Annotated in this window: 20 protein-coding genes; 5 read left to right on the top strand and 15 right to left on the bottom strand. The window is 53.2% G+C overall.

Annotated elements, in window-relative coordinates:
- Positions 1-65 precede the first annotated feature (65 nt).
- The 3 genes from NYE26_RS11480 to NYE26_RS11470 form a co-directional block, all read right to left on the bottom strand.
- Positions 66-695, bottom strand: a complete 630-nt coding sequence (locus NYE26_RS11480) for an SGNH/GDSL hydrolase family protein (protein ID WP_036729589.1) — start codon at positions 693-695, stop codon at positions 66-68.
- 264 nt (positions 696-959) lie between these two features.
- Positions 960-2,138, bottom strand: a complete 1,179-nt coding sequence (locus tag NYE26_RS11475; RefSeq protein ID WP_339255909.1) for an NAD(P)/FAD-dependent oxidoreductase — start codon at positions 2,136-2,138, stop codon at positions 960-962.
- A 31-nt stretch (positions 2,139-2,169) separates the two neighbouring features.
- On the bottom strand, positions 2,170-2,607 hold the full coding sequence (locus tag NYE26_RS11470) for a DUF1641 domain-containing protein (RefSeq protein WP_036729594.1): 438 nt from the start codon (positions 2,605-2,607) through the stop codon (positions 2,170-2,172).
- A 323-nt stretch (positions 2,608-2,930) separates the two neighbouring features.
- On the opposite strand from NYE26_RS11470, the gene NYE26_RS11465 reads away from it, so the two are divergent.
- Positions 2,931-3,548 (top strand): nitroreductase family protein, encoded by a 618-nt coding sequence (locus NYE26_RS11465; protein WP_339255907.1) that lies wholly within the window; start codon positions 2,931-2,933, stop codon positions 3,546-3,548.
- A gap of 72 nt (positions 3,549-3,620) precedes the next feature.
- Here the strand turns inward: NYE26_RS11465 and NYE26_RS11460 are convergent, their stop codons facing one another.
- The 9 genes from NYE26_RS11460 to NYE26_RS11420 form a co-directional block, all read right to left on the bottom strand.
- Positions 3,621-4,229: a hypothetical protein gene (locus tag NYE26_RS11460; RefSeq protein WP_339255905.1), complete on the bottom strand. Its 609-nt coding sequence runs from the start codon at positions 4,227-4,229 to the stop codon at positions 3,621-3,623.
- A 635-nt stretch (positions 4,230-4,864) separates the two neighbouring features.
- On the bottom strand, positions 4,865-5,845 hold the full coding sequence (locus NYE26_RS11455) for a hypothetical protein (RefSeq protein ID WP_339255903.1): 981 nt from the start codon (positions 5,843-5,845) through the stop codon (positions 4,865-4,867).
- Positions 5,824-6,417, bottom strand: a complete 594-nt coding sequence (locus tag NYE26_RS11450; protein WP_339255901.1) for a sigma-70 family RNA polymerase sigma factor — start codon at positions 6,415-6,417, stop codon at positions 5,824-5,826. Before NYE26_RS11450 ends, NYE26_RS11455 begins: the two co-directional genes overlap by 22 nt.
- Before the next feature lie 178 nt (positions 6,418-6,595).
- The gene (locus tag NYE26_RS11445) at positions 6,596-9,973 is read right to left on the bottom strand and encodes a X2-like carbohydrate binding domain-containing protein (RefSeq protein WP_339255899.1); all 3,378 of its coding nucleotides are present in this window, start codon (positions 9,971-9,973) and stop codon (positions 6,596-6,598) included.
- 513 nt (positions 9,974-10,486) lie between these two features.
- On the bottom strand, positions 10,487-10,714 hold the full coding sequence (locus NYE26_RS11440) for a hypothetical protein (RefSeq protein ID WP_339255897.1): 228 nt from the start codon (positions 10,712-10,714) through the stop codon (positions 10,487-10,489).
- 48 nt (positions 10,715-10,762) lie between these two features.
- Positions 10,763-11,029, bottom strand: a complete 267-nt coding sequence (locus tag NYE26_RS11435; RefSeq protein ID WP_339255895.1) for a hypothetical protein — start codon at positions 11,027-11,029, stop codon at positions 10,763-10,765.
- A gap of 500 nt (positions 11,030-11,529) precedes the next feature.
- Complete coding sequence (locus NYE26_RS11430; protein ID WP_339255893.1) at positions 11,530-12,183, bottom strand: DUF1775 domain-containing protein; 654 nt, start codon at positions 12,181-12,183, stop codon at positions 11,530-11,532.
- Positions 12,184-12,212: 29 nt separating this feature from the next.
- Entirely contained in the window at positions 12,213-12,878 is a 666-nt protein-coding gene (locus NYE26_RS11425; RefSeq protein WP_209877779.1) for a response regulator transcription factor, read from the bottom strand.
- A complete protein-coding gene (locus tag NYE26_RS11420) occupies positions 12,847-13,719 on the bottom strand; it encodes a histidine kinase (RefSeq protein ID WP_339255892.1) in 873 nt (290 codons plus the stop codon). The genes NYE26_RS11425 and NYE26_RS11420 overlap by 32 nt, the downstream gene beginning before the upstream one ends.
- A gap of 240 nt (positions 13,720-13,959) precedes the next feature.
- Here NYE26_RS11420 and NYE26_RS11415 point away from each other — a divergent pair, with 240 nt between their 5' ends.
- The 4 genes from NYE26_RS11415 (at position 13,960) to NYE26_RS11400 (ending at position 17,346) form a co-directional block, all read left to right on the top strand.
- Positions 13,960-14,655, top strand: coding sequence for a response regulator transcription factor (locus NYE26_RS11415; RefSeq protein WP_339255891.1), 696 nt, complete (start codon positions 13,960-13,962; stop codon positions 14,653-14,655).
- On the top strand, positions 14,648-15,745 hold the full coding sequence (locus NYE26_RS11410) for an ATP-binding protein (protein ID WP_339255889.1): 1,098 nt from the start codon (positions 14,648-14,650) through the stop codon (positions 15,743-15,745). Before NYE26_RS11415 ends, NYE26_RS11410 begins: the two co-directional genes overlap by 8 nt.
- A 180-nt stretch (positions 15,746-15,925) precedes the next feature.
- Positions 15,926-16,783, top strand: coding sequence for a M15 family metallopeptidase (locus NYE26_RS11405; protein ID WP_339255887.1), 858 nt, complete (start codon positions 15,926-15,928; stop codon positions 16,781-16,783).
- Positions 16,784-16,830: 47 nt separating this feature from the next.
- Entirely contained in the window at positions 16,831-17,346 is a 516-nt protein-coding gene (locus tag NYE26_RS11400) for a VanZ family protein (RefSeq protein ID WP_339255885.1), read from the top strand.
- Between the two features lie 29 nt (positions 17,347-17,375).
- On the opposite strand, the gene NYE26_RS11395 is transcribed toward NYE26_RS11400, so the two are convergent.
- The 3 genes from NYE26_RS11395 to NYE26_RS11385 form a co-directional block, all read right to left on the bottom strand.
- The gene (locus NYE26_RS11395) at positions 17,376-18,392 is read right to left on the bottom strand and encodes a hypothetical protein (RefSeq protein ID WP_339255883.1); all 1,017 of its coding nucleotides are present in this window, start codon (positions 18,390-18,392) and stop codon (positions 17,376-17,378) included.
- A gap of 19 nt (positions 18,393-18,411) precedes the next feature.
- Positions 18,412-19,335, bottom strand: a complete 924-nt coding sequence (cysK, locus tag NYE26_RS11390; RefSeq protein ID WP_339255880.1) for a cysteine synthase A — start codon at positions 19,333-19,335, stop codon at positions 18,412-18,414.
- A 402-nt stretch (positions 19,336-19,737) separates the two neighbouring features.
- Complete coding sequence (locus NYE26_RS11385) at positions 19,738-23,634, bottom strand: discoidin domain-containing protein (protein ID WP_339255878.1); 3,897 nt, start codon at positions 23,632-23,634, stop codon at positions 19,738-19,740.
- Positions 23,635-23,752 lie beyond the last annotated feature (118 nt).

The following is a 23,752-nucleotide window of genomic DNA, read 5'->3' as shown; positions in this document are numbered from 1 at the left end:
TCACCTTGAGTATGTATCCTACAAGTATAACAGCCTTGTTACGCAGAGTGAAATCAACGTACTTCTTAGCTTATTGCACCTACAGCCTTCATCCAGGCATCGGCGATTAAGGCATGTCCGGCAGGCGAAGGGTGTACGCCATCCGCCGCCCAGTAGGCAGGTTCAGCCTTGACGGATGCCGCTGCGAACAGGCCATCCAGCGGCACGAGTACAGCGCCGTATTCACGGGCCAGCTCACGGACTACGTGGATTTTGGGGTCCAGATCCTGACGCCAGCCCTTGCGGTCTTCCGGCACCGGCAATACGAACGGCTCCACCAGCACCAGCTTGGCATCCAGATGCTGCTTGGTCCGTTCAATCAGATCACGGTAGGACGTCTCAAATTCAGCCGCTGTAGTCTCCTGCCCGGAATCATACCACCGCCAGGTATCATTTATGCCAATATAGATAGACACCCAGGTTGGCTTCAGCGCAAGACAATCCCTCTCCCAGCGCTCCTGCAGATCGACCGCCCGGTTGCCGCTGATTCCGCGGTTCAGGAACGTAAGATTCTTCTCCGCATACTGAAGGCCAAGCCGGGCACCCGCCATCAGCGCGTAACCTACACCCAGCGATGAGGCATCGGCGTAATTGCGTCCACAATCTGTGATACTATCCCCCTGAAACAGGATGATATCGTTCTTTTGAAATGGCATGCCTGAAATCCTCCTATGAAAACATCTATAGTATGTAAACATGATCATTATAGCAAATCGGCTTTCCTGCGGACACGTTTTCATTGAAAATTATTCCTTATATTAAACAAGTGGAAACACTTTGCCGTCCTTTTAAAGGACGGTACCGTTTCAGCGAGAAATAGAAGGATAATTTATCATGTGCAACACATAAATTCTTATATTTTCAGAAAAACCCCCTCAGACTGCCATAGGACAGCCCCAGGGGGATCTAAGGATAGATGATTAATAGGCCAGGCTGAACAAGCCGTGGATATGAGTCAAGTAACGGATATTGCTGGCTTCCTTCATCAGCGTTGCCGGTAGCCCCTTCAGCGGAGTGGAGTTACCGCCGACAATGGCTACCCCGTCTTTGCGTCCGAGGCTGGCGAGTGTGCCGGAATTGACCGGGCTGAAGGCTTCCTGCGGTTTATCATTAAGATAAGCGAACAGATTGTAGCCAATCAGCTCACCCATCTGCCAGGCGATCTGTGCCGTTGGCGGATAAGGACGGCCATCCGGTGCAAAGACAACAGCGCTGTCTCCGGCTACAAATACATTAGGGTGTGAAGTGGACTGCAGGAACTCATTCACCGTGGCCCGGCCGCGGTTGACTTCAAGACCGGATTCGCCAACCAGCGGATTGCCCTGTACCCCGCCGGTCCAGACGAAGGTGTTCGCCACAATCTGCTGCCCATCCTTGAGATCAATCTTATTATCGGCCACCTTCGTAACCGGAAGACCCGTCAGGAATTGCACCCCGCGCTTCTCCAGGCTGGCTGTAGCGCGCTCAATCAGATGATCCGGCAGGACAGGGAGAATCTTCGGACCCGCTTCAACGAGCAGAAGCTTGATCTCAGCAGGATTCACTCCATATTGCTTCGTCAGCTTAGGCAGAATATCGGCAATTTCGCCTACCAGCTCTACGCCAGTCAGTCCGCCGCCGCCGATCAGAATTGTTGCATCTGCTGCGTTGCGGGTTTTGGAGTAGTCACGAATCCGGTCTTCAATATGACGGCGGATCCGCAGCGCATCTGCTGCTGATTTCAGCACCATGCTGTATTCTTCAAGTCCCGGAATACCAAAGTATGCGGTGGTGCTGCCCAGACCGACAACGAGAGCATCATAGGTCAGCATGACGCCGTCCGAGAGAATAACCTGCTTGTTCTCCGGGGAGAACGAATTGACCTTGGCGATTTTCAGATCAATATCTTTACCGGCGAACAGCTTCGCCAGTGGCATGGCAACCGCCTGTTCAGACGCACTGCCCGCTGCAAGCCGGTGCAATTCCGTAATAATCTGATGTGTCGGATACTGATTGACTACTGTTATTTTAGCTTCCGCTTTGCTCATATATTTACGAATGGTTAAGGCACTAAGCAGGCCGCCGTAGCCTGCACCTAGAATCACTATATGTTTTGACATGATAATTCCTCCATCATTAAGTATTACGGGCTTATTTGCCCGATTGACGTTCACCGCTGACCTGCAGATAGGCATTCATGAACCGGAGAGCCTTCTGTACCTGCGGGTCCTTGATCATCTTCATCATGCCGAACAGGCTGACTGTTTCGCTGCTTGCTTCGGCGCGGTCTTTCGCTTCAATGACAGTAGCCGCCAGATTCTTGGCAGTGCCCACCACAGGACCCGCCATTTCCTTAATCGCACCGACTGTATCATTCTTAAGTACTTCATCCGTGGCAACCGACTGCACAAAATCTAGTGATTTGGACAATACACTGACCATTTGTGTGATCTGCGGCAGCTGCTCTACCAAAAGAATCAGAGATTGCTGCACCTCCGGCTTCAAAAGCTCTTTCAGCACATCCTCTCTGGGAAGAGCTGCTTCTGGTATTTCTTGTTCAGGTAGGGTTTGGGTAACGGTTTCTGACATATCGAAGTCTCCTTTTACAAATCGTATTCTTGCACAATGACATCCAGGTGAAACTATGTGACTATTATAACACTCTATTTGTTATTATTGTCACAATCTTTTTACCTTTGCAACCTATTTTTGTGATTATTATCACTTCCTCATCGGTTTTATCGAACTCAGTCGTTTGATCAGGTTAAATTTACAAATTATTATGTTTTTCCTCATTGACGTATACAAAGAGTCGTGATATCTTAAGCAAGTAACTAAATGTAAGTTTATTAATTAATATCAGCAATTGATTATTACTAAGCAGCATACATATTAGATGGAGGTAATGACTTATGAGTACTTTTTCCGAATTGGTGCAGTCCCGCAGATCGGCTAATAATTTCGTGGAAGGTGTTACCATTCCGCAGAGTGAGCTCGAAGAGATGTTCTCCCTGGCCCGCTTGGCTCCCTCGGCTTATAATCTTCAACACACCCATTACAAGGTGATCAGCGATGACAACGTAAAGGAAGCCATCCGCAAGGACGCGTATGGCCAATACAAGATTCACACTGCTTCTGCTGTTATTGTGGTGCTGGGTGACAAGAATGCCTACCTGCAGGCTCCTGAAATCTATAGCGGACTTAAACTGCTGGGAGCGATGAGCGAGGATGCATACGAGCAAACCATTCAATCTATCAACGATGCTTATACCGGGAATGATGCGTTCCAGCGGGATGAAGCGATCCGCAATGCTTCTCTGTCGGCGATGCAGTTCATGCTGATTGCCAAGGATAAGGGCTGGGATACCTGCCCGATGATCGGCTTTGATCCGGAGGCTGTGAAGACTACCCTCGGTCTCGGCGACCATATGGTTCCGGTGATGCTGATTACAATCGGCAAGGACAACCAGCATAAGATCAGACCGCGCGGCTACCGCAAGCCGGTTAATGAGTTTGTTGAATTCATCTAATAAAAAGGGTCTTTCGGCTAATATGCCGAAAGACCCTTGTCTATATCATCCTGCCGTATTCTCAATCCATACTCACCGCGCATACTGCAAAATCGCCACAGCCGCACGCTCCTTCCGCTCTGCATCCGTGCTGTTCAAGGCTGCCTTCAGGACAGCCAGCGCCTGCGCTACTGTAGCTTCATCCACCTGAACCGGACAGGCACCGGCGGCATTCCCGCCATCCCCTGCCTGATTCCCCAGCCACAGATCGATTCGGGCTACGGGCAGCACTCCTGAATAGGCAGTTATTCTGCTGTCAGAGGCAAGCAGCCCTGTTACAGCCGGATTAACCGCAGCGAGTGGCAGACTCTTCAGCCAGGTGACACCGCGCCGGTGGGCTGTACTATCCTCTGCGCCGCTGTGCCGGGTATCATAGAAGTAATCGCCAAGGTCCCCGAGATACACCCATTCTTCATCGGCGATCAGCACATAATCCCCATCCTGCATCGCATTAATGAAGATATCCAGAGTATGGGTTGCACCCTCCAGCTCCTGCCCGTGATAGCCGGCGGCAGCCAGCTTGCTGATGATCTCTTCTCTGCTATGCTTCTCCAGATCTCCCGTACCGGGATAGCCTGCACATATATAATTATCCTCCAAAAAGGACTTCAGCAGCCCGCTGCCGAGTTCCTCAAGCTTCATTGCATACAAACTCATTTCCGTTTCCTTTCCCTCCAGGCAAAGCTGCCGGAGTCTACGCAGCATTGAAACCATCCTTTTCATTATACAGCAAAGGCAGCGGGAATTGAATTCGGCAGATTCTAAGGAAAACGCAGAATAATAGCGCTTACAATACCTTTTTCCAAACTGGGAGTGCAAATTTAAAAATTTTGGCTTTTTACTATTCCCCGCACGGACGGTATAATTCAGGTATCAGCTCAAGGAAACAGACACTGCAGGAAGAACGTAAGCCAGGACAGAATCTCCGGCAGCTAATCTTAAGCAGCGCTCCTCCTTGTGACTGAGACTATATCTTTGATCCTGACATTCCCGCCTGAAGTGAGTCCCTGCACGAAACGGTATGAGCTTCTTAAAGCTCACAGGCTTCACAATCCTTCCTATCGTGGTTAGCGGATCAGTTTTGAGCAGTTTGAATGTGCAGGATAGGCAAATATACTGCCGCCTCGGACCATTTCTACCCGGCTGAGTACAAAGGATAGGATAAGGAGTCTGAGACTAACATGGGTATAGTGGTAACAATATAAACCTCTATTGTTGATGTACTGATCAACGATAGAGGTTTATATGTGTCTGCACGGTCTTACCGCCGCTCTAGGTTAACGCAGGCCTTCCGCCACTTTTAGCAGCATCTCTCTGGTGACTTCAGGCGATCCGGTCCCTACCTCATGCATTATATTTCTCTCCTCGTTCTCCCGAACCTCAATCCAGCGGATGTACGCATAATAGCCGTTGCTGTTATTCTCATAGGCTTGGCGGTTTTCAACATACAAGGCTGCCTGAGATTTTACCTTCAGATGCTCAACCTTTGTATCCGCCCAAACGTCAGATGTTAGCTGTGCCCACGGAGTAAGCGGGGAATAAGTAACGGAGATGTAATCATTTTCTCCCTTAGGACCTTGGTACACCAGCTCAGGACTGACCGTCCCGGCCTGCTGGTTGGGCACATTGAAGCTCTTGATCCAGGCATAATGCTCACCGGGCTTCAGCCGTTTGGTAAGGACATTGGTGTATTTTTTAACCCAGGAGCTATCTGTAATTTCCACTGTACTGTCGGATCTTCCTTCGGCAAAATGGTATTCTTCCGGCATTCTGCCCGGCACGGCCAGCTTACCTGTGACAGGCTCTGTAGCCTTCTTCCAGCTTTCGATATCTGTGAATATCTGCGGACGGTTGATCATACGGAGCTCCTTCATCCCGTTTGATCTAGCAATTAACAGCATAGCCGATTCATTATCAGCAAGCTGAGACTGAATCTCTGTAATCACCCGCCGGGTCTGGTTGGCAAAAGCTGTTGACTCATTAGCGCCCTCATGAATATCCACTTCCAAACTGGTTGCACCATAGGTAACCTGCCATAGCCGCTCCGCACCATAGACCACGCCTCCGAAGAGCATCAGGCCGCAGAGTACCAGGGCGATCCTCGCTGTCCCGCGCGCGTGCACGGGCCTATTTCCTCTCTGCTGCGGCTGCTGGAATTGCTCAAAGCTCGCTGCTAACCGCTGCTCCAGCGGCTCCGGCATCGCTGTATGTTGTTTATACCTGTTGAACTCCTGCTTCAGTTGATTCCCGACAGACATGTCCATTCCCCCTTCATCTCATCGTCCGCTGTAAATGCCGCATTCTGCCGCAGCTTGCGTAGCGCCTTATGGTGCCTGGATTTGGCGGTTCCCAGCGGGATGCCCAGGGCCGCAGCAATCTCGTCATAGCTGCACTCTCCGTAGTAACGCAGGACAATTACGCTGCGGAGCTTAGGCGGCAGTCCGCTGACCAGCTGCATCAGCTCTCCCTGCTGTTCCTGGACCAGAAGCTGCGTGTCCGCCCCCGGATACAGACTCTCAGATGCATGCTCCCGGGTGCGGTTCATGAGCCGCAGCCTGCGCCAGCTTCTGCGGTTCCAGTTGCTGCATTGCCTGACGATCATACCGTTCAGCCAGGCTCCGAAAGGCCGTTTGCCGTCATACTGCGGCAAGCAGCGGAATAGCTCGATGTAGATTTCATTGACTACATCAGCCACATCAGCCGGCCGGTTCACCAGCAGGCTGACGGTTCCGTACACCTGCTGCCTAATGGTGTTATGTAGTAAGGTGAAGGCTTCTTTATCTCCATGTTCCAGCCTTTGCAGACATTCCCGAAGCTCTTCTTCTGTCATCTTCCTCTCCCCCTCTCTATCTTGCTTACACTCTATATTGGTCCGCTGGCGGTGGAAGGTTCCCTTGATATGCAATTTATTACATCCTGACATATCAAAAACCGGCTGCCCATGAATTTCATCATGTGCAACCGGTTCTTTTGCTGCCGCCGGAACCTCCCTGGCTATGCGTTACAGATTACAAGGGCTCAATCCCCCATACCAGACTGCCGGAGATATAGGCGGGAAGCTTGGCCCAATCCGCAGGAGCTGTGCCTGCTGGATTGAAGGAATAATCGCCGGTCTGGGAGTAATTGCTCCAATCTGCCTTGGAGGCCCGCAATTGAATATCTATGCTGGCTCCCGGAGCAAGCGAGCCTGCTGCTGCTGTGAAGCCCAGCTCCAGGTAATGATCCGCGCCGCTCAAGGCTGCCGGAAGCTTCACGAACGTCCCAGTCACATTGGCGCTCCCTACCTGGGACCAGTCACAGAAGAAATTCTGGGCCTGCTCGCCATCACTGGTGTAATAATATCTGAGCTTCACATCAGCGAGGGAGACCGCAGCAGTACCGGTATTCACCAGCTTGATCCGCGGGCTGAGGGCATTGACAGCATTAGCCGTGCTGCTATTGAACATCTGGACCTTCAGACCGCCATCCACTGGTGCAGTCGTATCTGTCACCGTGACCGCCAGGCTCTGCGGTGCGCCGGCACTGAACTGGAAGCTCAGGGTGGTTGTTCCCACAGCCTGTGCTGCCAGATAGGCCTTGTGGATCGTCACAGCCGATCCGCTCACCGTATAATCCGTTCCGGCGGTTAGTGCCGCAGAACCATTTTTAATGGAGGCTAAGGTGTTGCCGTTCAAGGTCATCGCTACTTCGATGTCATTCTGATTCGCTGTCTTCTTATCGAAGCTGGCCGTGACCGGTGTGATGGTTGAATCATTAGCCGTTGTTGTCGTATCCGCTACCGTAACCGTTAAGGTCTTCGCAGCTCCGGCACTGAAATGGAAGCTTAGGGTGGTTGTTCCCACAGCCTGTGCCGCCAGATAAGCCTTATGGATCGTCACTGTGGAACCGCTCACCGTATAATCCGTTCCAGCGGATAATGCAGAAGCACCATTGGTAATGGAATCCAAGGTATTCCCGTTCAAGGTCATTGTCACTGCAATGTCGCTCTGATTCCCAGTCTTCTTATCGAAGCTGGCAGTGACCGGCGTAATGACGGAGCCTGCTGCCGGAGGGTTCACCGGATCAGCGTACAAGGTGCCGCGTCCGTTGGTTCCCAGATACACGCGTCCATAGATCCGCGGATCGCCGGTAATCGCCATGTTGATTCTGGCATACTGGTGTGCGTCATCGTTAATCCGCACCCAGCTGGCTCCGGCGTCATCCGAGCGGAACACTCCTCTTACTCCGTCAATCTGGGCAACAGTATAGAGTGCCATATAATTCTCACCCGGCGCGGCCTTTCCGAACCCGATCAGGTCCGCTTCTTCCACATTGCTCAGCTTGGTGAAGCTTGCCCCGGAGTTCGTAGAATGCCATATGCCGTACTTATCCTGCGGATGTCCTCCGGCAAACCAGATATCGCCTTCCACGCCCGGCATGGCTTTCAGGCTCACTTGCGCCTGGTTCGGCTGCAGGCCGTTCACGTTATTGGCTGGCAAGCCGGTCGCAGCCGTAGCTGTGAAGGTGGCTCCGCTATCTGTACTGACATAGAGCTTGCCCTCATAGAAGCCATAGAATTTATTCGGATTCACCCGGTCGGATGCTATCTTCGCTCCGGCAGGAATTCCGCTGCTCGCCGTCCAGGAGTTGCCGCCTGACTTGGAGTAAAAGACCCCGATATCCGAGGTGCTCCACAGAAGCGCATTCCCACTGGCAGATACAGCTACCTGACCCTGCCCTACCGTGGTACTGCCTCCTTTGGAGGGTTCTGCATTCGGCATGTACCAGTTCTTGCCGTTGTCATTCGAGATCCCAATCGACTTACCGTTCGGATATTTCTCTTTGTCCACACCGCCGACACGGACAACATAGGCCGGGTCCAGCTCCGCATAATCGATACTGTTCGTGCTTGCCCAGGAAGGGCTGGTCTGGAACTTGACGGGTGCCGCTGTTAGATCCTCATACCGGAAGCCGGATACATCACCAAGCGCGGTAATCAGGTGGGCACCCGCTGGCGGGCTGATCAGCCCAAGCACTGCGGTCTCTTCTACCCCTTTGGCCATCACGGATATCTTAACCTTGCCGCCGGTGTCCCAGGCTCCCAAGTTATTCGTACCGTAGATCGTAGCGCCGGTGCCATACATCATCCGGTCCGAGTTGAACGGGTCAATCTCAAGATCGCCCATCATCCAGCCCAGCTTAGGCGCAGGATCAAGTGATGTCGATGAGAGTCCATGATCAAGCCAAGGGGCCGCCGTGATGTCCATCTCGAACTTATAGTTGCGCTCCGGATAAAAGCCCCAATCCCAGATCCGGCTCCAGGTCTCCCCGCCGTCCTTGCTGCGGAAGATCACCTCGTCCGGCCACCAGGCATTGAGGCTGGCGACCATAAGCGTATTCGGATGCTGGGCATCCAGCGCAAGCCCCCCGAAGCCGTAGAAGTTGTCGGCTCCTGTAGTCGGGCTGATGTTTTTCCAGACGCCGCTGGTTGTGTTAAATTTCCAGACTTCGCCTTTGCGTCCGTCATACGGCCCGACCCCGTCACTATAGGTAATATACAGTTCGCCGGTTGCCGACAGCTCCCCATGATGCGGAAGCAGGCCTACCGGCTGTCCCGGCAGCGCTGACCAGGTTGCACCTCCATCTGTGCTGCGGAACACACTTTTGGCGGTATCCGCGACTCCGACATAGATCGTCTGGGTAGCTTGTCCGGCAGAGCCCGTGCTTTTATCAAAAGTAATCCAGGACAAGCCCACGATATCACTCTGATACTCATTTCCCGGATCCTGGACGTACGTCCCTACGTTCGTAAAAGAGGTGACCTTGGACCAGGTTACCCCGGAATCCACGCTCTTCCACAGGCCGTTGCCGCTCCGCGCCCCGAAGAACAGGATGCTGTTCTTATTCGGGTCAATGACCAGCCGTTCCCCGGCTGAACGTCCAGGCATATTGCCGCCAACCTTGAACGGTAGCGGCGTAGATTGCCAGGTATCCCCGCGGTCGCTGGAACGCATAATTTGACCATTGCCGTCCCAGGAATTCGTGTACGTCCCGGTTGCCATATACACCTTGTCCGGATCAACCGGATCGGTAGCCAGCGCGTCTACGCCGTTCTTGTTCCAATCTGCCCAGCCGACCGTGTCAGTCAGCGGAATCCAGCTCCCGTCCGCCTCGTTCCAGCGGTAAGCCCCGCCAATATCCGTCCGCGCGTAGATCAGATTCGGTTCACTCTGGTTGAAAATAATCCCCGGCACAAACCCGCCGCCCGCACCGGTAACCACACTGTTCCAGCTGTAATCTTCACTGGCTGCGGCATGGGTTACTGCGGGAGAAACGTTAAACAAAGAGCCTGACATCGCTGCCAGCAGGACGAGTGTTCCTAGTCTTCGGATACGTTTTCGACTCATGATCCTTACCTCCCCAAGCATTCTTTGGTAACGCTTCCATTATAGAGCAGGTTTCGCCCGTGCTGTGAGAGAAAATGGTTGATTATGCGGGAATTTTGTCAGCAATTAGCGCACCATTTTCACACTTGACGAAATTGGGGATTAGGGTAGTACGTAATGGACAAAATCATCCTAACGGATAACTAAAATTACCTTTGCGCGAGCACAACGTATACTGTTTTTCACATACATTCAGGCCGATGTCAGCTTGCGAACACAATGTATACTGTTTTCCACACACATTCAGGCCGTGTATCAGCTTGCGAACACAATTTATGTTGTTTTTCACATACATTCAGGCCGTGTATCAGCTTGCGAACACAATTTATGTTGTTTTTCGCATACATTCAGGCCGTATGCCTGCTTGCGAGCACAACGTATACTGTTTTTCACATACATTTGTTCCAACACACCTTCTCCAAGGCAGGAAACTATAAAAAGCCTTGCGATCAGCAATCGCAAGGTAGTTCAGAGCTAGTTCTCTGTTGGCGGCGGCAGCACAATCGGCTGATAACCCAGCGCAGCATCAACAATCTCCTCCGGCGTCAGCTCCGGCTCATGCCAGAAGATCAGATCACTCACACCGGGATGAGGCACATTGCTCGCTACGACCTCCAGCCACTCGTCCAGCTCCGCCTCTGTTCCTTCGGCGTTCACGATCTTGGTTACGAGTGTGATCAGTTGTTGTCGGGATAGGGACATTTTGGGGCCTCCTTTTAGGGTGCATTTCAATCAATAAACATAACACATTTAGCGGCTTAGAATATCCCTAACATACACAGAGCATTCATGAACCAGAGCATGTAGCATACCCGCTTCTGTACAACGCTTTTCTAACAACGGATTCTCCCAATCGTAAGCTCTAATTACATATACCGCGAACTCTTTTCTATACCAGCCAACATCAAGAGTATACTTTCCTTCGAAATAACTGACTTGAAATATATCCTCTTGATCCAAGTACCTCGTTTCAATATAAGTAATTAGACCCGGTGAAAAATCAATGTCATCAAACATAAATGCACTCCCTTATTGGAAATATTTCTGAGAGATAACTTACTTAGGGTAAGTCTTTTCAGGTCTTAGACTCCGTTATCTGCAATTATAATAAAAGGTGCTGGTAATGGATATAGTGTTAGCTCCTCTATACATTCACAGATGATGACTCCCTTTACCCTCCAAACAACAATTGGATTTCCAACACTTATTCTCTCTTTCTCCACCACAACACCGACAGCAATTGGATAAACAGCACTTAATTCTGGTCTAATTTACTTATTATCTACTTTCGGCTAAATTAAGGAGCATTTATCCAACTGTTAGCCTGTTTGTAGGGATTTCAGCGAAAATAAATGCTGTTTTTCCACTTAGCCTCATGTTGCTTAACGGATAAGGAGCCGCGGCTTCAGCAGTATAATTTGGCACACTGGATATACCAACCACAAACAACCCCGCAGCAGAATTCACATCTGCTGCGGGGTTCTTCCATACAAGTCAACCCGCCACTTACCTCCAGCCTACTCCGTGCGGCCCCGAAGCAAAGCGATCGCTGCCAGCAGGAAGGAGACCAGCGAGATGCCGAGGGTAATGTAAACCATCGGCGAGGTGCCGGTGCCTTCCTTCTCCACAATGGCCTGATGCTCGTCCATGGTCATCGTGCCGTTGCCGGACATGTCTGCGGCACCGTGGCCGTGACCGCCATCGGCGCTGCCGGAGGCTTCAGCGATGGCGGTGATGGAATGCGGGGATTGCGAGCCGGGTTCGCCGGACCATTGCACGAGGCTGCCATCGGCATAGTGCTGATAGGCATCCCAGGCGATATCGCCTGCGGAGTCCGGGTTTTTGGCTGTGAAGTAGAAGCGCTGGAACTGTCCGGCCTGTATGCCGCCATCCTTGGCAATCCAGCTTACTTTATTCCCGTCCACTGTTACCTCCCAGCCGGGAGTGGCTTCGTATTGCTTGAATTCCGAGCCTGCCGGCATCCGCAGATCCACCTGCACGGTGGCGCTTTCTTTTTCAGACGGCACTTTCAGCGTATACGTCTCCCAGGCCCCCGTACTGGACTGGGCTGGACTTACGGTTACGTGGGCACTCGCCACGGCTGCGAACAATAGTAATGCTGCGGCTGCCGGTGCGGCCAATGCGGCTATTTTACGAAACAATCTATTCAAATGAATCTCTCCTTGTCTCTTGTTATAATCTATCTCTTCCCCGGAAAATCCCGCTCCCGCGAAGCCAGCCCCTGCTCCAGGGCGTACCTTGTGAGCTGCGTGCGGTTCTGGAGCTGAAGCTTCTGCAGGATATTCTTCAGGTGATTCTTGACCGTATGCTCGGAGATCCCGAGGGTGGCGGCAATCTCCTTATTGGTGGACCCGGAAGATACACAGCCCAGTATCTCCTTCTCCCGTGCCGTTAATGCCTCCCGCTCCTCCTTGACGGAGGTGACCGCGAACTCCTTCAGAATCTGGAATGCCAGCTCCCGGCTCAGCGGCACCTCTTCGCTTACAATCGCCAGCAAATATTCGATCCAGGTAGACGGAGCCAGGTTCTTCAGGAGATACCCCTGCGCTCCCTGCTTCAGCGCTTCGAACAGATAAGAGATCTCATCCGACACGGTGACGATGACAATCCGGACATACGGATATTCCAGCTTAATGCGCCGCGTGGTCTCCAGACCGTCCATTCCCGGCATTTCGATATCGATCAGGATCAGGTCGGGCATCCATTGCCCGGTCCAGACGATCGCCTCCGCTCCGCTGGCCACCGCACCAATCACTTCAAACCGTTCATCCAGCCCCACAATCTCGGTCATCGCTTCGCGTGCATGCGCATGGTCATCGACGATCAGCACCCGGCAGCGTTCCATCCTGCGCACCCCCTTTTACAATTTCTACAGTGGTTCCGTCCGCTCCTGAGTGAAGCCTAAGCGCCCAGCCCATACTGCGGGACCGTTCCCTCATAATCTGCAGGCCATAGCTGCCGCTCACCGCAAAAGGATCATCATGCTCAATCCCCGCACCGTCATCTGCAACGGTTACACGCCAGCCGTGCTCATTCCCTTGACCTGATACGGACACCCTGCCCGCACGTGTGTGCTTACGCACATTAATAATCGCTTCACGAATGCAGGACAACAGCTCTGCCTGTTCCGCCGCTGTCAGCGCCCGCTCTTCCAGATGCCAGTCCAGCGATACCTCGATCATGACTTCTCCGGCTATTGCCGCCAACTGCTCATGAATAGAACGCTCCAGCGAGAAGCTCTCCGCGCCGCTCACCGGCACCTTCAGATTGGCTATAGCCTGACGTACATAACGGTTAACCTCGTGAACGGTCTTCTTGATCTGATCCACACTGTCCGCGCTGATCCCGCCATCCTTGCGGCCGTGCTCCAGCCGGTCGATCCGTACAGAGAGCAGGAACAGGGACTGGGCCATGCCGTCATGCAGCTCTTTTGCCAGTGCCTCCCGTGCTTCCATCGCTCCGGTTGCCGCCCGCTCCTGCTCCAGCTCCCGCTGATTGCGCTCCATGAGGCGAAAGAGCGGCAGCAGCAGAATAATACTGAAGAGAAATACCAATACAGGTGTTAAGAAGTTGCCTGTGTCCATAGAGATGTAAGGCATCAGGAACTGATGTCTCACCCACTCCCAGATACCCACCATGACCGTTGGAATCAGCAGAATAAGCACTTTAATTCGGGTATACGTCACAGTTCCCTCCCTAATTTCTGTTCGTTATTTTACCATTTCCGGGTGATCTCCGGCATGACTCTTTCGGGCTATGCCCGTCCGCATATGTTACAGAATTAAGTATTTAAAAGTTAAATCATTCTCTTCATAGCTCCCATCGTCCTATCATAACAGTTAGCGAAACAATATCCGATAGGTTACACTAGGAATAACATTTAATCAAGAATACATTCATACTGACACTACAGGAGAGATATTGAAATGAAACGGATTACGATTCTAATCGCCGACGATGATCCCGACATTGCCGATCTGATCGGACTGCATTTGGAAAAAGAAGGCTACCACCCCATAAAGGTTACAAACGGCCCGGCAGCGGTGCAGGTCATCCAGTCCAGGCATATCGACCTGGCGATTCTGGATATTATGATGCCCGGGCTGGACGGGTATGAGGTGACCCGGCAGATCCGGGAGCAGCATGGGCTGCCGATTATTTTTGTGAGCGCCAAGACTTCGGATCTAGACAAAATCACCGGTCTTGTCATCGGCGCCGATGATTATATGACCAAGCCGTTCAATCCCATGGAGCTGGTCGCAAGAGTGAACGCGCAGCTTAGACGTTCTATGAAGCTGAACCAGCCGGTTACCGAGCAGAAGGCCGTGGTGGAAGCCGGGGGGCTGATTGTTGATCCGGACCGCCGTTCCGTAACCTTATACGGACATCCCGTGGAGCTGACGCCGAAGGAATTCGATATCCTGTATTTGCTCGCCAGCTACCCGAAGAAAGTATTCAGCGCCGAGCAGCTTTTTCAGCAAATCTGGGGTGAGGCTTATTATGAAGGCGGGAACACCGTGATGGTCCATATCCGCACCCTGCGCAAAAAGCTCGGCGATGACCAGAATAAAAATACATGGATCAAAACGATCTGGGGAGTAGGGTACACGTTCAATGGCTAAACTTGTCCGCAGCTTCCGCTTCAAAATGATATCGCTGCTGGTACTCAGCATGATTTGCTCCGGTGCTATTACCTTTGTACTCTACAAAAGCCTGCAAATGTATTATACCTCTCAGGTAAAGTATGAAGACAAGCTGACCCGCTTCCGTTATCTGATTGCCGATTTCGGCGACCTGAATTTCTTCCTGATCTTCTTCATCCCGCTGGCGCTGCTGTTCTTCTTCCTGTTCACCAAGCCGTATGCCCGCTATTTCAAAGAAATCTCGCACCATATCCGCCTGCTGGCTAACGGGGATTTCAAAAGCCGGATTCAAATCCATTCTAACGATGAATTCGAGGATATTGCCGCCGATCTTAACCAGGCCAAAGACAAACTCGAAGAAGCGGTGGAACGCGGGGACTTCGCGGAGAACAGCAAGGACAAGCTGGTGCTGAATCTGGCTCATGATCTGCGGACTCCGCTGACCTCTGTGCTCGGCTACCTGGATCTGGTGCTGAAGGACGGGGAGTTAACCGCTGAACAAGTGAAACATTACACCACGATTGCCTACACCAAATCACAGCGGCTGGAAAAGCTGATCGACGAGCTGTTCGAGATTACCCGGATGAACTACGGCATGCTTACCGTGGAGCAGCGCCCCCTGGATCTGAGCGAGCTGCTGGTCCAGCTGAACGAGGAATTGTATCCTCTGCTGGAGAACAACGGGCTGACGGCCCGCACCCAAGTCACTCCACAGCTCAAAATTACCGGGGACGGGGAACTGCTGGCCCGGGTGTTCGAGAACCTGCTGACCAATGCGGTGCGTTACGGCAAAGACGGCCGTTATGTCGATGTCCGCTGCTACCCGGAGGGTGAGACCATCGTTGTCCAGGTCATGAACTACGGAGATAGGATTCCGGCGGAGGACCTGCCTTTTCTGTTCGATATGTTCTATACAGGTGACCGGGCACGGACCCATCAGGAAGGCAGTACCGGGCTGGGATTGTTCATTGCCAAAAATATCGTCGAGCAGCATCAGGGGACGATCTCCGTACAGAGTGACACGATCCGCACGCTCTTCGAGGTCCGTCTGCCGGGTCTGATCCACTAGTCTGGTCCAGCTATAGCAGTGTTGCCGCCCTTTTAGAATTTAGAAGGGCGGTTTTTTGCGTTGACACTTCAGGTGGAAACGGCTTTATTTTTATTTTTTAAGAAAAACTTTATCTTTCCCCCACTTCTATTTAAACACGCCCCTCTATGCTTAAGTCATTGAAACAAGGAGGACGAGAACATGAAGAAATGGTTATTGTTAATTGTGATTGCCTTGCTGATCGGGTATGAGTGGATGTCCAGGGATAAAGAGGATGCCAAGGCAGATCTGAATATTAAGACGGTACGAGTCTCTGCAGATAATGGTTCGAAGACTCTGACAGTGATCCCGAAGGGCCAAATTTATCAGGGGAACCTGCTGCTGGTCAACAAGGATTACCCCGTTCACGATACAGGAGTCAGCCGGGACATCGTCCGTCTGCTCGATCATGAGGAGCTGACTTCAGGCTACCTGCTGCTGGATCACAAGACGCTGCTCTCCAGGCAAGTCGCGGAGAAATTCACAGAGATGGTACATGCTGCAGCCGGGGAGGACATCAACAGCTTCCTGATCAGCAGCGGATATAGGGACAATGACAAGCAGCAGCAGCTATACGATGAAAAAGGGGCCGACTACGCTCTTCCACCCGGATACAGCGAGCATAACCTGGGCTTGTCGTTAGACATCGGCTCCTCCCAAATGGCCATGAGCCATGCCCCTGAAGGGCAGTGGCTGCGTGAGCATGCATGGGATTACGGCTTCATTCTGCGCTATCCTGAGGATAAAACAGACATCACCGGCATCAAGTATGAGCCCTGGCATTTCCGTTATGTAGGACTTCCGCACAGTGTGATTATGCGCGACAAGAACTTCACGCTGGAAGAATATCTTGAATTCCTAAAGGAGCAGAAGTCGATTGCCACTACCGTTAACGGGGTTGAATATCAGATCTCCTATATCGAAATTAACGGGAATACTCCTGTCCCTATCCCTGACGCCCAGCACGTTGAGTTCTCCGGCGACAATATGAACGGTGTGATTATGACGGTCTATCCTTAATGACTAACCCATATAACAGTACAATCTACAGAAAGCGGTGATGTAAAATGAATCATGCACACAAGCAGACAAAGTACGGTTTGCAGGTACTCTTTATCGTCTACGTGTATATTTTGTTTAAAATCATTTTGTTCAAATTCGGGTCGATGGATCTCCCGTTTCTATGGCAGCAGCTTCAGCACAGCCCGGGCCATATTGCGGCCAGTCTGCAACGCGGAAATCTGATCCCGCTGGCCACCTTGACTAACACCTATCACCATATCAACACTAGCACCGTCGTTAATTTCTTGGGAAATATCGCCTTGTTTATCCCTTATGGCATCTTCCTGGTGCTGCTCAACCCGAATGGAAAAGGCAGCGGCTCCTTCACCGGTGTCCTGCTGTGGTCCTTCGCGTTAAGCGCGGTGCTGGAATGCTCGCAAGCCGTCTTCTATATTGGAACGTTTGATGTGGATGATCTTCTTCTGAATACATTCGGCGGAATGCTGGGATATATGCTGATCCGTCCGATCATGATGATCTATATGTCAGGCAGACAAGGCTCCTCCGTCACCCAGAAGTAACGGGGAGCCCTGCTGTCCGTTCGCCCTGCTCACAAGGGAGAGATATAGCGGCCATATTCGATGGCTAGCTCTATGAAGCCATTACCTTCCTGCTGCAGGAAAAAGCTGTTCACACCCTCCGCTCCCCACCAGTTGAGCCCAAGCAGCAATCCGTCTGCCGATTGTGCCGCGAACAGCAGGGAGAACATCTGCGGGTTCACCTCACCGCCGTCATCGACACGCCAGACTGAATATTCATTATCCGTAATCTCCGCAGGATAGTCCTTGAAGCTTAGCTTCCCGTCTTCCTCCAGCACAAGGCTAAACAGCATATCCTTATCTTGTCTTACAAATTGCACCAGATAGAGCTGTCTGTCCGGGCCAAGCCCGGCCAGCTTCCAGGCTGCCTGGATCTTCCGCCCTTTGGCAGTTTCTACACTCTTACGAAGCGGATCACGTGCTGCAAGCTGCGGGCCTGCCGGGTCAGCGGGCTGAAGCTCCAGCAAGGCTGCCTGCGGAAAGACCGCAGAATCAACCAGAACATAGGTCTCATCCCGCATCGCTGCGCCACCCTCTACCTTGAACAGATAGCCGGACAGGTTCGGAATATTATTCGCCAGCTCCCGTCCGTTGTTGTTCTCGTTACCCGTCTGCCACTTCTCCAGCTTCACAGCCAGCACCTGGCCCCCGTTCCCGATGGCAGTGTTCAGGGACTTCATCTGCTCCCCGGCGCCCTCCTCTTCCCTGGTGACCATGATATGACTCCCGGTCTCACTCGCGAATCCAAAGACAGGTTGCAGCTTGGCAGGGTCGAGCAAGGCAGCCGGGGCTGGAGAGGCCGTAGCTGACGATGATGCTGTCGGAACCGCACTTGGCGGGCTATCCGTCTGCTGAGCAGCTGGCGATGGACTGCCGGTAGACGGCCCGGCCGATGCTGCTGCACTGCTGGCAGCGTCATTGCTATTCGTTCGGGCACACCCGGTCAGGCTAAAGACTATGGCTGCTGCAAAAATAAGACTTCCGGCCGCTCTTACTCTGTGCCGGAAACTGTGCTTCGCTTGATTCATAACGGTCCTCCAATATGATTTAGTCGAAAATCCCCATGCTGAGGTAACGTTCTCCGGTATCCGGCGCGATACATAACACCCGCTTGCCCCGTCCCAGGCGCCGTGACTCCTGCAAAGCAGTCCAGACTGCGGCCCCGCCGGAAGGTCCGAGCAGAATTCCCTCGGTACGGGCCAGTTCTCTTACCATCTCCAAGGCATCCTCATCGGATACCTGCACGATCTCATCGTAAATGCCGGTATTCAGAATTGCCGGCACGAAGCCAGGGCTGGTCCCCACCAGCTTATGGGGCCCTGGCTGGCCGCCGGACAGCACCGGCGAACCCTGCGGCTCCACGACCACCACGCGCAGCTCCGGCAATCGTGCGCGCAGCGCCTCTCCGGTTCCGGTAATGGTGCCGCCTGTCCCGGAAGTGGCAACGAAGACATCCAGCCGCCCCTCCATCTGCTCCAGAATCTCCGGCGCGGTGGTGGTGCGGTGAATGTCCGGGTTCGCCTGATTCTCGAATTGCTGCGGGATGAAGCTGCCGGGGATCTCCCGTCCCAGCTCCACCGCCTTGGCAATCGCGCCGGGCATCCGCTCCGCCGCCGGAGTCAGCACCACTTCCGCCCCGTAGGCCTTCAGGATATTGATCCGTTCCTTCGTCATATTATCCGGCATGATCAGGATGGCCTTATACCCTTTCGCTGCCGCGTTCATCGCCAGTCCAATCCCGGTATTCCCGCTAGTCGGCTCGATAATTGTCCCGCCCGGCTGCAGCCGTCCGTCCAGCTCCGCCTGCCGGATCAGATTATAGGCCGCCCGGTCCTTGACGCTGCCGCTGGGATTGAACATCTCCAGCTTCACATACAGCTCCGCGTCCTCCGGTCCGGTTACCCGGTTCAAGCGTACAACCGGTGTGCCGCCAATCAGCTCTGTAATATCGCTTACTACCCGATTCGTCATGGGTGTGCCTCCTTAGTTTCAGTCCTTATCCTATAGCATGATATAACACCCATTGTATAGTTACGGGATAGCATTTGTCGATTTTAAAGAATTGCAGCCACGATCGGTCCTGTGACTTGCAGTGTTGTACATTGTGCAGGATTTCCAGCCGCCGAGTAGCTCTGATCCCCAATTGTTGCACATTTTGCAGGAATAATCAGCAGATCGGGAAGTCTGAGTCCACATTGTTGTAATTTGTGCAGGATTTCCTTTTTGGGTGCTATGAAGAGACTGATTTGTTGCAAAAGATGCAGGATTTCCTATGGCCGGGCGGGATGAGAAAGCAAAAAAACCGCCTCCCGGACACACGGGCGGCGGTTTTTTTTGTGTGCGCTGCTTCATAGAAGGCGTTGCTTCGTTCCCCTACGGATTCACCGTTATCGTGAACGTGGATGTTGTATTTTTGATCGGCGTTACCGTGTTCAGAATCTTCAGGTTGTTGAAGACCACGCTGCCCACTGCCGGTCCCTGGCCGGGCTCCGGCAATTCATTAGCCCAGATGCCGACACCGGATTTGGCGTCGAAGGCGTCACCACTCTTGAGGGCACCGGAAATCGTAATGTTCGAGAAGATCGTATCGGCTACGGGGAACTGCGGCGTAGAGCCGGAATAGTTCGTCTGGAACATGATTCCGTGATAGGTCGGGTCGATGATGTCCACATCGCTGACCCGGATGCCCTGGAACACCTTGGAAGCGGAGAATACCCAGATGGCCGGGAAGGTCTGTGCGCCCCAGAAATGTCCGCCTGAGCGGACGACGGAGATATTCTGGAAGTTCGTCGTCGGTGATGCCCCGAAACCGTTCATCGGATAACCGAAGTCCAGCGAGCTGATCGTAATCCCGGAGTAGCAGAGAGTATCAGCAATATAGATGTTGCGGAAGGTATTCGCATACCCGCCGTAGACGGCAAGACCGGCTGCCCGCCAGGTCAGGATGGACGTCAGATTCTCATAGACATTGTCCTTCATGTCGGAGCCGCCGGAATCGATCGCCGAGAACAAGGCGAAGCTGTCATCTCCGGTTGCCCGCGCCTCGATGTTAGACACGAGATTGTTCGTGCTGCCGTTGGTCATATTGATGCCGTCGGCAAAGGTATTGCGGATGCGCGAGTTTTTAATGATCATATAATCGGTATTCGCGCCCCAGTACATACATACCTGATGCTCCGTCCAGATGTTGTCGATCGTTATGTTCGCCACATTGGAGAAGTCGAACACCTTGCCGGGGCCGTCAATCCGTGAAGTATAGTTGCCGAAGTAAGCAAACCCCGAGAAGGTTGAGCCATTCGCTGAATCTGTCGCGCGGAAGCCGATGTCTGTATTCGACTGGTTGAGCGGTGCGTAGAACCGGGTATACCACGGTCCGGCTCCGATGATCTTCACTGCCTTGCCGTAGACCTGGAATTTATTCGAGGTCTCATAGTTTCCGGCAGGAAGATAGACACCCGCAAGATTACCCGTTGTATCCATACGGACCTTATCCAGCGCATTCTGCACATCTTGATGCGTGAATCCAAGCGGAACGGTATACTTGGCCGGGTCTGGATTGGCTATCGGCGAGACTTGCTCCAGGCTGATGAAGTCAATGGCATATTGCGAAGTATTGGCTGCATCCTTCTGCAGCCGGATCGTGCTGCCTGCCGGAATCGTGCTGTCGAACATGATATTCGCTTCGTCATAGATGTGGCGCGGGGAGCCGGCACTCGGCGAATTGCCGGGACTGGCCTCCGAGCCATACAGCCAGGCGTATTTGGAGGTCAAGGTAATGGCCTTGTTGAACACTCCATTGACGTAGATGTTGAGTGTAGCTGTGGTGCCGTCACCGCTCGGAGCATCGGGAATAGAGAACCGGGTAACCAAGGTATTCGTGCTGGCTTTGGTCGTGAATTCAACATAGCTGCCAGTGGTATTTAGCGTAACGGCCCGTCTGCCTGAAGCTTCACCGGCCAGATCACCGATATTGCGGTTCGGTGCCAGCTTGACAGCTCCGCCGCCGATCACTCCATCTTCTGCCTCATACATGTCGTAAGGCATATTGGCCCCGCGTCCGATGTAGAGCGACTGGTTCTGGATGTTGTTGGCCCGCTTTACCGCCAGTTCGTTGCCATCCACGGCAATTTCTGTTTTGACATTATATTTTCCGTTCACCGCCGTCCAGGTCCCAAGAGCCACAGGGGCCGTAGTACTTCCGGCAGCAATGACACCGTTATAGGAGCCAGTCAACGTTCTGAGGACTGCGCCTGTCGTAGCATCGGTCAAGGTCAGCGTAATGTTGTGCGCACCGCTGGCTGAGGCCGCCGTTCCCTGATTCTTAATGGCTACCGAGAAGCTGACCGTGTTGCCTGCTGCCGGGTTGCCGGGAGACCAGCTTACCGGAGAAGCAATCAGATCCGAGCTGGATACCGGATTCACAGTAAGGCCCGTAGGATGGGCATAGCTGTTATTGCCCTCATTCAGCTCAATGACATTGTTGTTCTCGTCAACCTTGGCGCTTACCATATAGGTTCCGGCATCCTTGGCTCCGAGGCTGAAGGATACATTCGCGGAAGCTCCGGCGGCGAGCGCACCCACCGGGGCTGTCCCGGCAAGGGTGGTTCCGACATAGAAGCTGACTGTGGTTGCGGCCGAAGCCGCTGAGCCGATATTCTTGACGCTGGCACTCAGCGTGAGGGCATCGGTCTCCACCGGAGCGGACGGACTCCATGACATTCCGGTTACCGTCAGGTCAGGATTCGCCGCCGGTGTGCCGATAATCTGAAGCTCGGCTACCTGTCCGGCGCCTGAACCGGAATTCGCCGTGATTCTGAGTTGCAGCTCACTGACTGTAGCGGTCACCGGAATGGTCACTGAATTGCCGCTGGCCGGATTAAACGTATACTCCGCCGCAGGTACCAGACTGGTGAACGTTCCTGTGGACTGGTTATGTCCCAGCACCTGGATCGTCTGGGTACGGGTTGACCAGGCGGCTGCCGGATTGAGCTTCACGACCACCGAGGTGACATTGGCATTCGCGCCGAGGCTGACAGTCAGCGTATTCGGGTAGCTGCCGCCCGCACCCTCCCAGTAGGTAGTGACATCTCCATCATTGGCATTGGAGGGGACGAAGGTGAAGACGGAAGAAGAAGCATGGATAGCCTTGCCGACCGCCAGATTCGAGCCGGGCCCCGTGCTTGGGGTGGCCGTTGGCGTGGTCGTCGGAGCCGGAGTTGCCGTTGGGGCTACAGTAGGTGTAGCCGTCGGTGCAACGGTCGGCGCGATCGTTGGAGCTACGGTTGGCGTAGCCGTTGGGGCTGCGGTCGGCACAGCCGTCGGAGCTGGCGTAGCCGTTGCCGTCGGCGTCGAGGAAGCGCTCAGCACAAGCTGATCCAGATTCACATTGCCGGAGTCAGACGCATCATATTTGTAAGCAATGGTGTTGGTTCCGGCGTTCAAGGCAAGAATCTCTGCCTGTGTCGACCAGGTATCCCAATTCGAGAGATTGGCAAGCGAGGTCTGCTTGACCTTCGTTCCGTTCACGTAGATACTGAGGGTCTTGGTACTCCCGGACGCATTGGCATACCGCAGGGCTGCGCTGTAATTCCCTGCCGCCGGAGCCGTTACCGTGAAGGTTGTGACTGCTCCCTGCGTCAGGTAGCCATCTACGAAGGCAGAACCGGTATAGCCACTGTGATCGGTATTCGTCTTGGCCCCGCCGGATAAGGCAGCGGCCTCCGCTTCATAGGTTCCGGGTGGCGAGGCCGTGGTGCCGTACACCTCAATCTCCGACAGCTGCGCTGCGGGCCAGCCGGTGTTGCCCGTGAAGTTGATTTTGACATACCGGGCGGTTGCAGCTGTGAAGTTGATGGTGACGGAGTTCGCACTGCCCGGATTGAAGGCATACCCCGCAGACGCCGCCAGATTGCTGTAAGACGCATCATCCGTACTGCCTTGCACAGACAGCGTCTGTGTTCTGGCTTCCCAGCCAGCAGGCAGCTTCAGTACAACCTGATTCACACTGCTGCTGGCACCCAGATCCACCTTGATCCATTGCGGAAAAGCATTGCTGGCACTCTCCCAGTAAGTACCCTGGTTACCGTCATTGGCATTCGCTGCTACATACACATCACCGACTGAGCTTGCGCTGATCGTCTTGCCCTGAGCCAGATTGCCTGCCGCCGCCCCCACTGCCGGAAATAACGCGAGCTGTCCCACACATAACACAAGCATCAGACCGTACATCAGGAATGTCCTTGCTACCGAAGACCTGGTTCTGCTGATCATTTGACAACCACCTCCCATAGATTATGGTGCCACCTTCGAGTATGCGCTCTCATAAAACAAATTATGGTAATAATATAAGATAGAGCCTGGCTCAGGTCGATGGCGTATTCTATGAAAA

Source organism: Paenibacillus sp. FSL P2-0136 (assembly GCF_037975325.1).
GTDB classification, from domain to species: Bacteria; Bacillota; Bacilli; order Paenibacillales; family Paenibacillaceae; genus Paenibacillus_AQ; species Paenibacillus_AQ silagei.
This window is presented reverse-complemented; position numbering and strand designations above follow the sequence as displayed.

Coding starts and splice junctions, on each gene's coding strand:
- NYE26_RS11410 (WP_339255889.1), top strand. CDS start 14,648: ATGGCTAAACTTGTCCGCAGCTTCCGCTTCAAAATGATATCGCTGCTG.
- NYE26_RS11475 (WP_339255909.1), bottom strand. CDS start 2,138: ATGTCAAAACATATAGTGATTCTAGGTGCAGGCTACGGCGGCCTGCTT.
- NYE26_RS11385 (WP_339255878.1), bottom strand. CDS start 23,634: ATGATCAGCAGAACCAGGTCTTCGGTAGCAAGGACATTCCTGATGTAC.
- NYE26_RS11400 (WP_339255885.1), top strand. CDS start 16,831: ATGAATCATGCACACAAGCAGACAAAGTACGGTTTGCAGGTACTCTTT.
- NYE26_RS11455 (WP_339255903.1), bottom strand. CDS start 5,845: ATGTCTGTCGGGAATCAACTGAAGCAGGAGTTCAACAGGTATAAACAA.
- NYE26_RS11435 (WP_339255895.1), bottom strand. CDS start 11,029: ATGTTTGATGACATTGATTTTTCACCGGGTCTAATTACTTATATTGAA.
- NYE26_RS11445 (WP_339255899.1), bottom strand. CDS start 9,973: ATGAGTCGAAAACGTATCCGAAGACTAGGAACACTCGTCCTGCTGGCA.
- NYE26_RS11470 (WP_036729594.1), bottom strand. CDS start 2,607: ATGTCAGAAACCGTTACCCAAACCCTACCTGAACAAGAAATACCAGAA.
- NYE26_RS11480 (WP_036729589.1), bottom strand. CDS start 695: ATGCCATTTCAAAAGAACGATATCATCCTGTTTCAGGGGGATAGTATC.
- NYE26_RS11415 (WP_339255891.1), top strand. CDS start 13,960: ATGAAACGGATTACGATTCTAATCGCCGACGATGATCCCGACATTGCC.
- NYE26_RS11450 (WP_339255901.1), bottom strand. CDS start 6,417: ATGACAGAAGAAGAGCTTCGGGAATGTCTGCAAAGGCTGGAACATGGA.
- cysK (WP_339255880.1), bottom strand. CDS start 19,335: ATGACGAATCGGGTAGTAAGCGATATTACAGAGCTGATTGGCGGCACA.
- NYE26_RS11460 (WP_339255905.1), bottom strand. CDS start 4,229: ATGAAGCTTGAGGAACTCGGCAGCGGGCTGCTGAAGTCCTTTTTGGAG.
- NYE26_RS11465 (WP_339255907.1), top strand. CDS start 2,931: ATGAGTACTTTTTCCGAATTGGTGCAGTCCCGCAGATCGGCTAATAAT.
- NYE26_RS11405 (WP_339255887.1), top strand. CDS start 15,926: ATGAAGAAATGGTTATTGTTAATTGTGATTGCCTTGCTGATCGGGTAT.
- NYE26_RS11425 (WP_209877779.1), bottom strand. CDS start 12,878: ATGGAACGCTGCCGGGTGCTGATCGTCGATGACCATGCGCATGCACGC.
- NYE26_RS11440 (WP_339255897.1), bottom strand. CDS start 10,714: ATGTCCCTATCCCGACAACAACTGATCACACTCGTAACCAAGATCGTG.
- NYE26_RS11395 (WP_339255883.1), bottom strand. CDS start 18,392: ATGAATCAAGCGAAGCACAGTTTCCGGCACAGAGTAAGAGCGGCCGGA.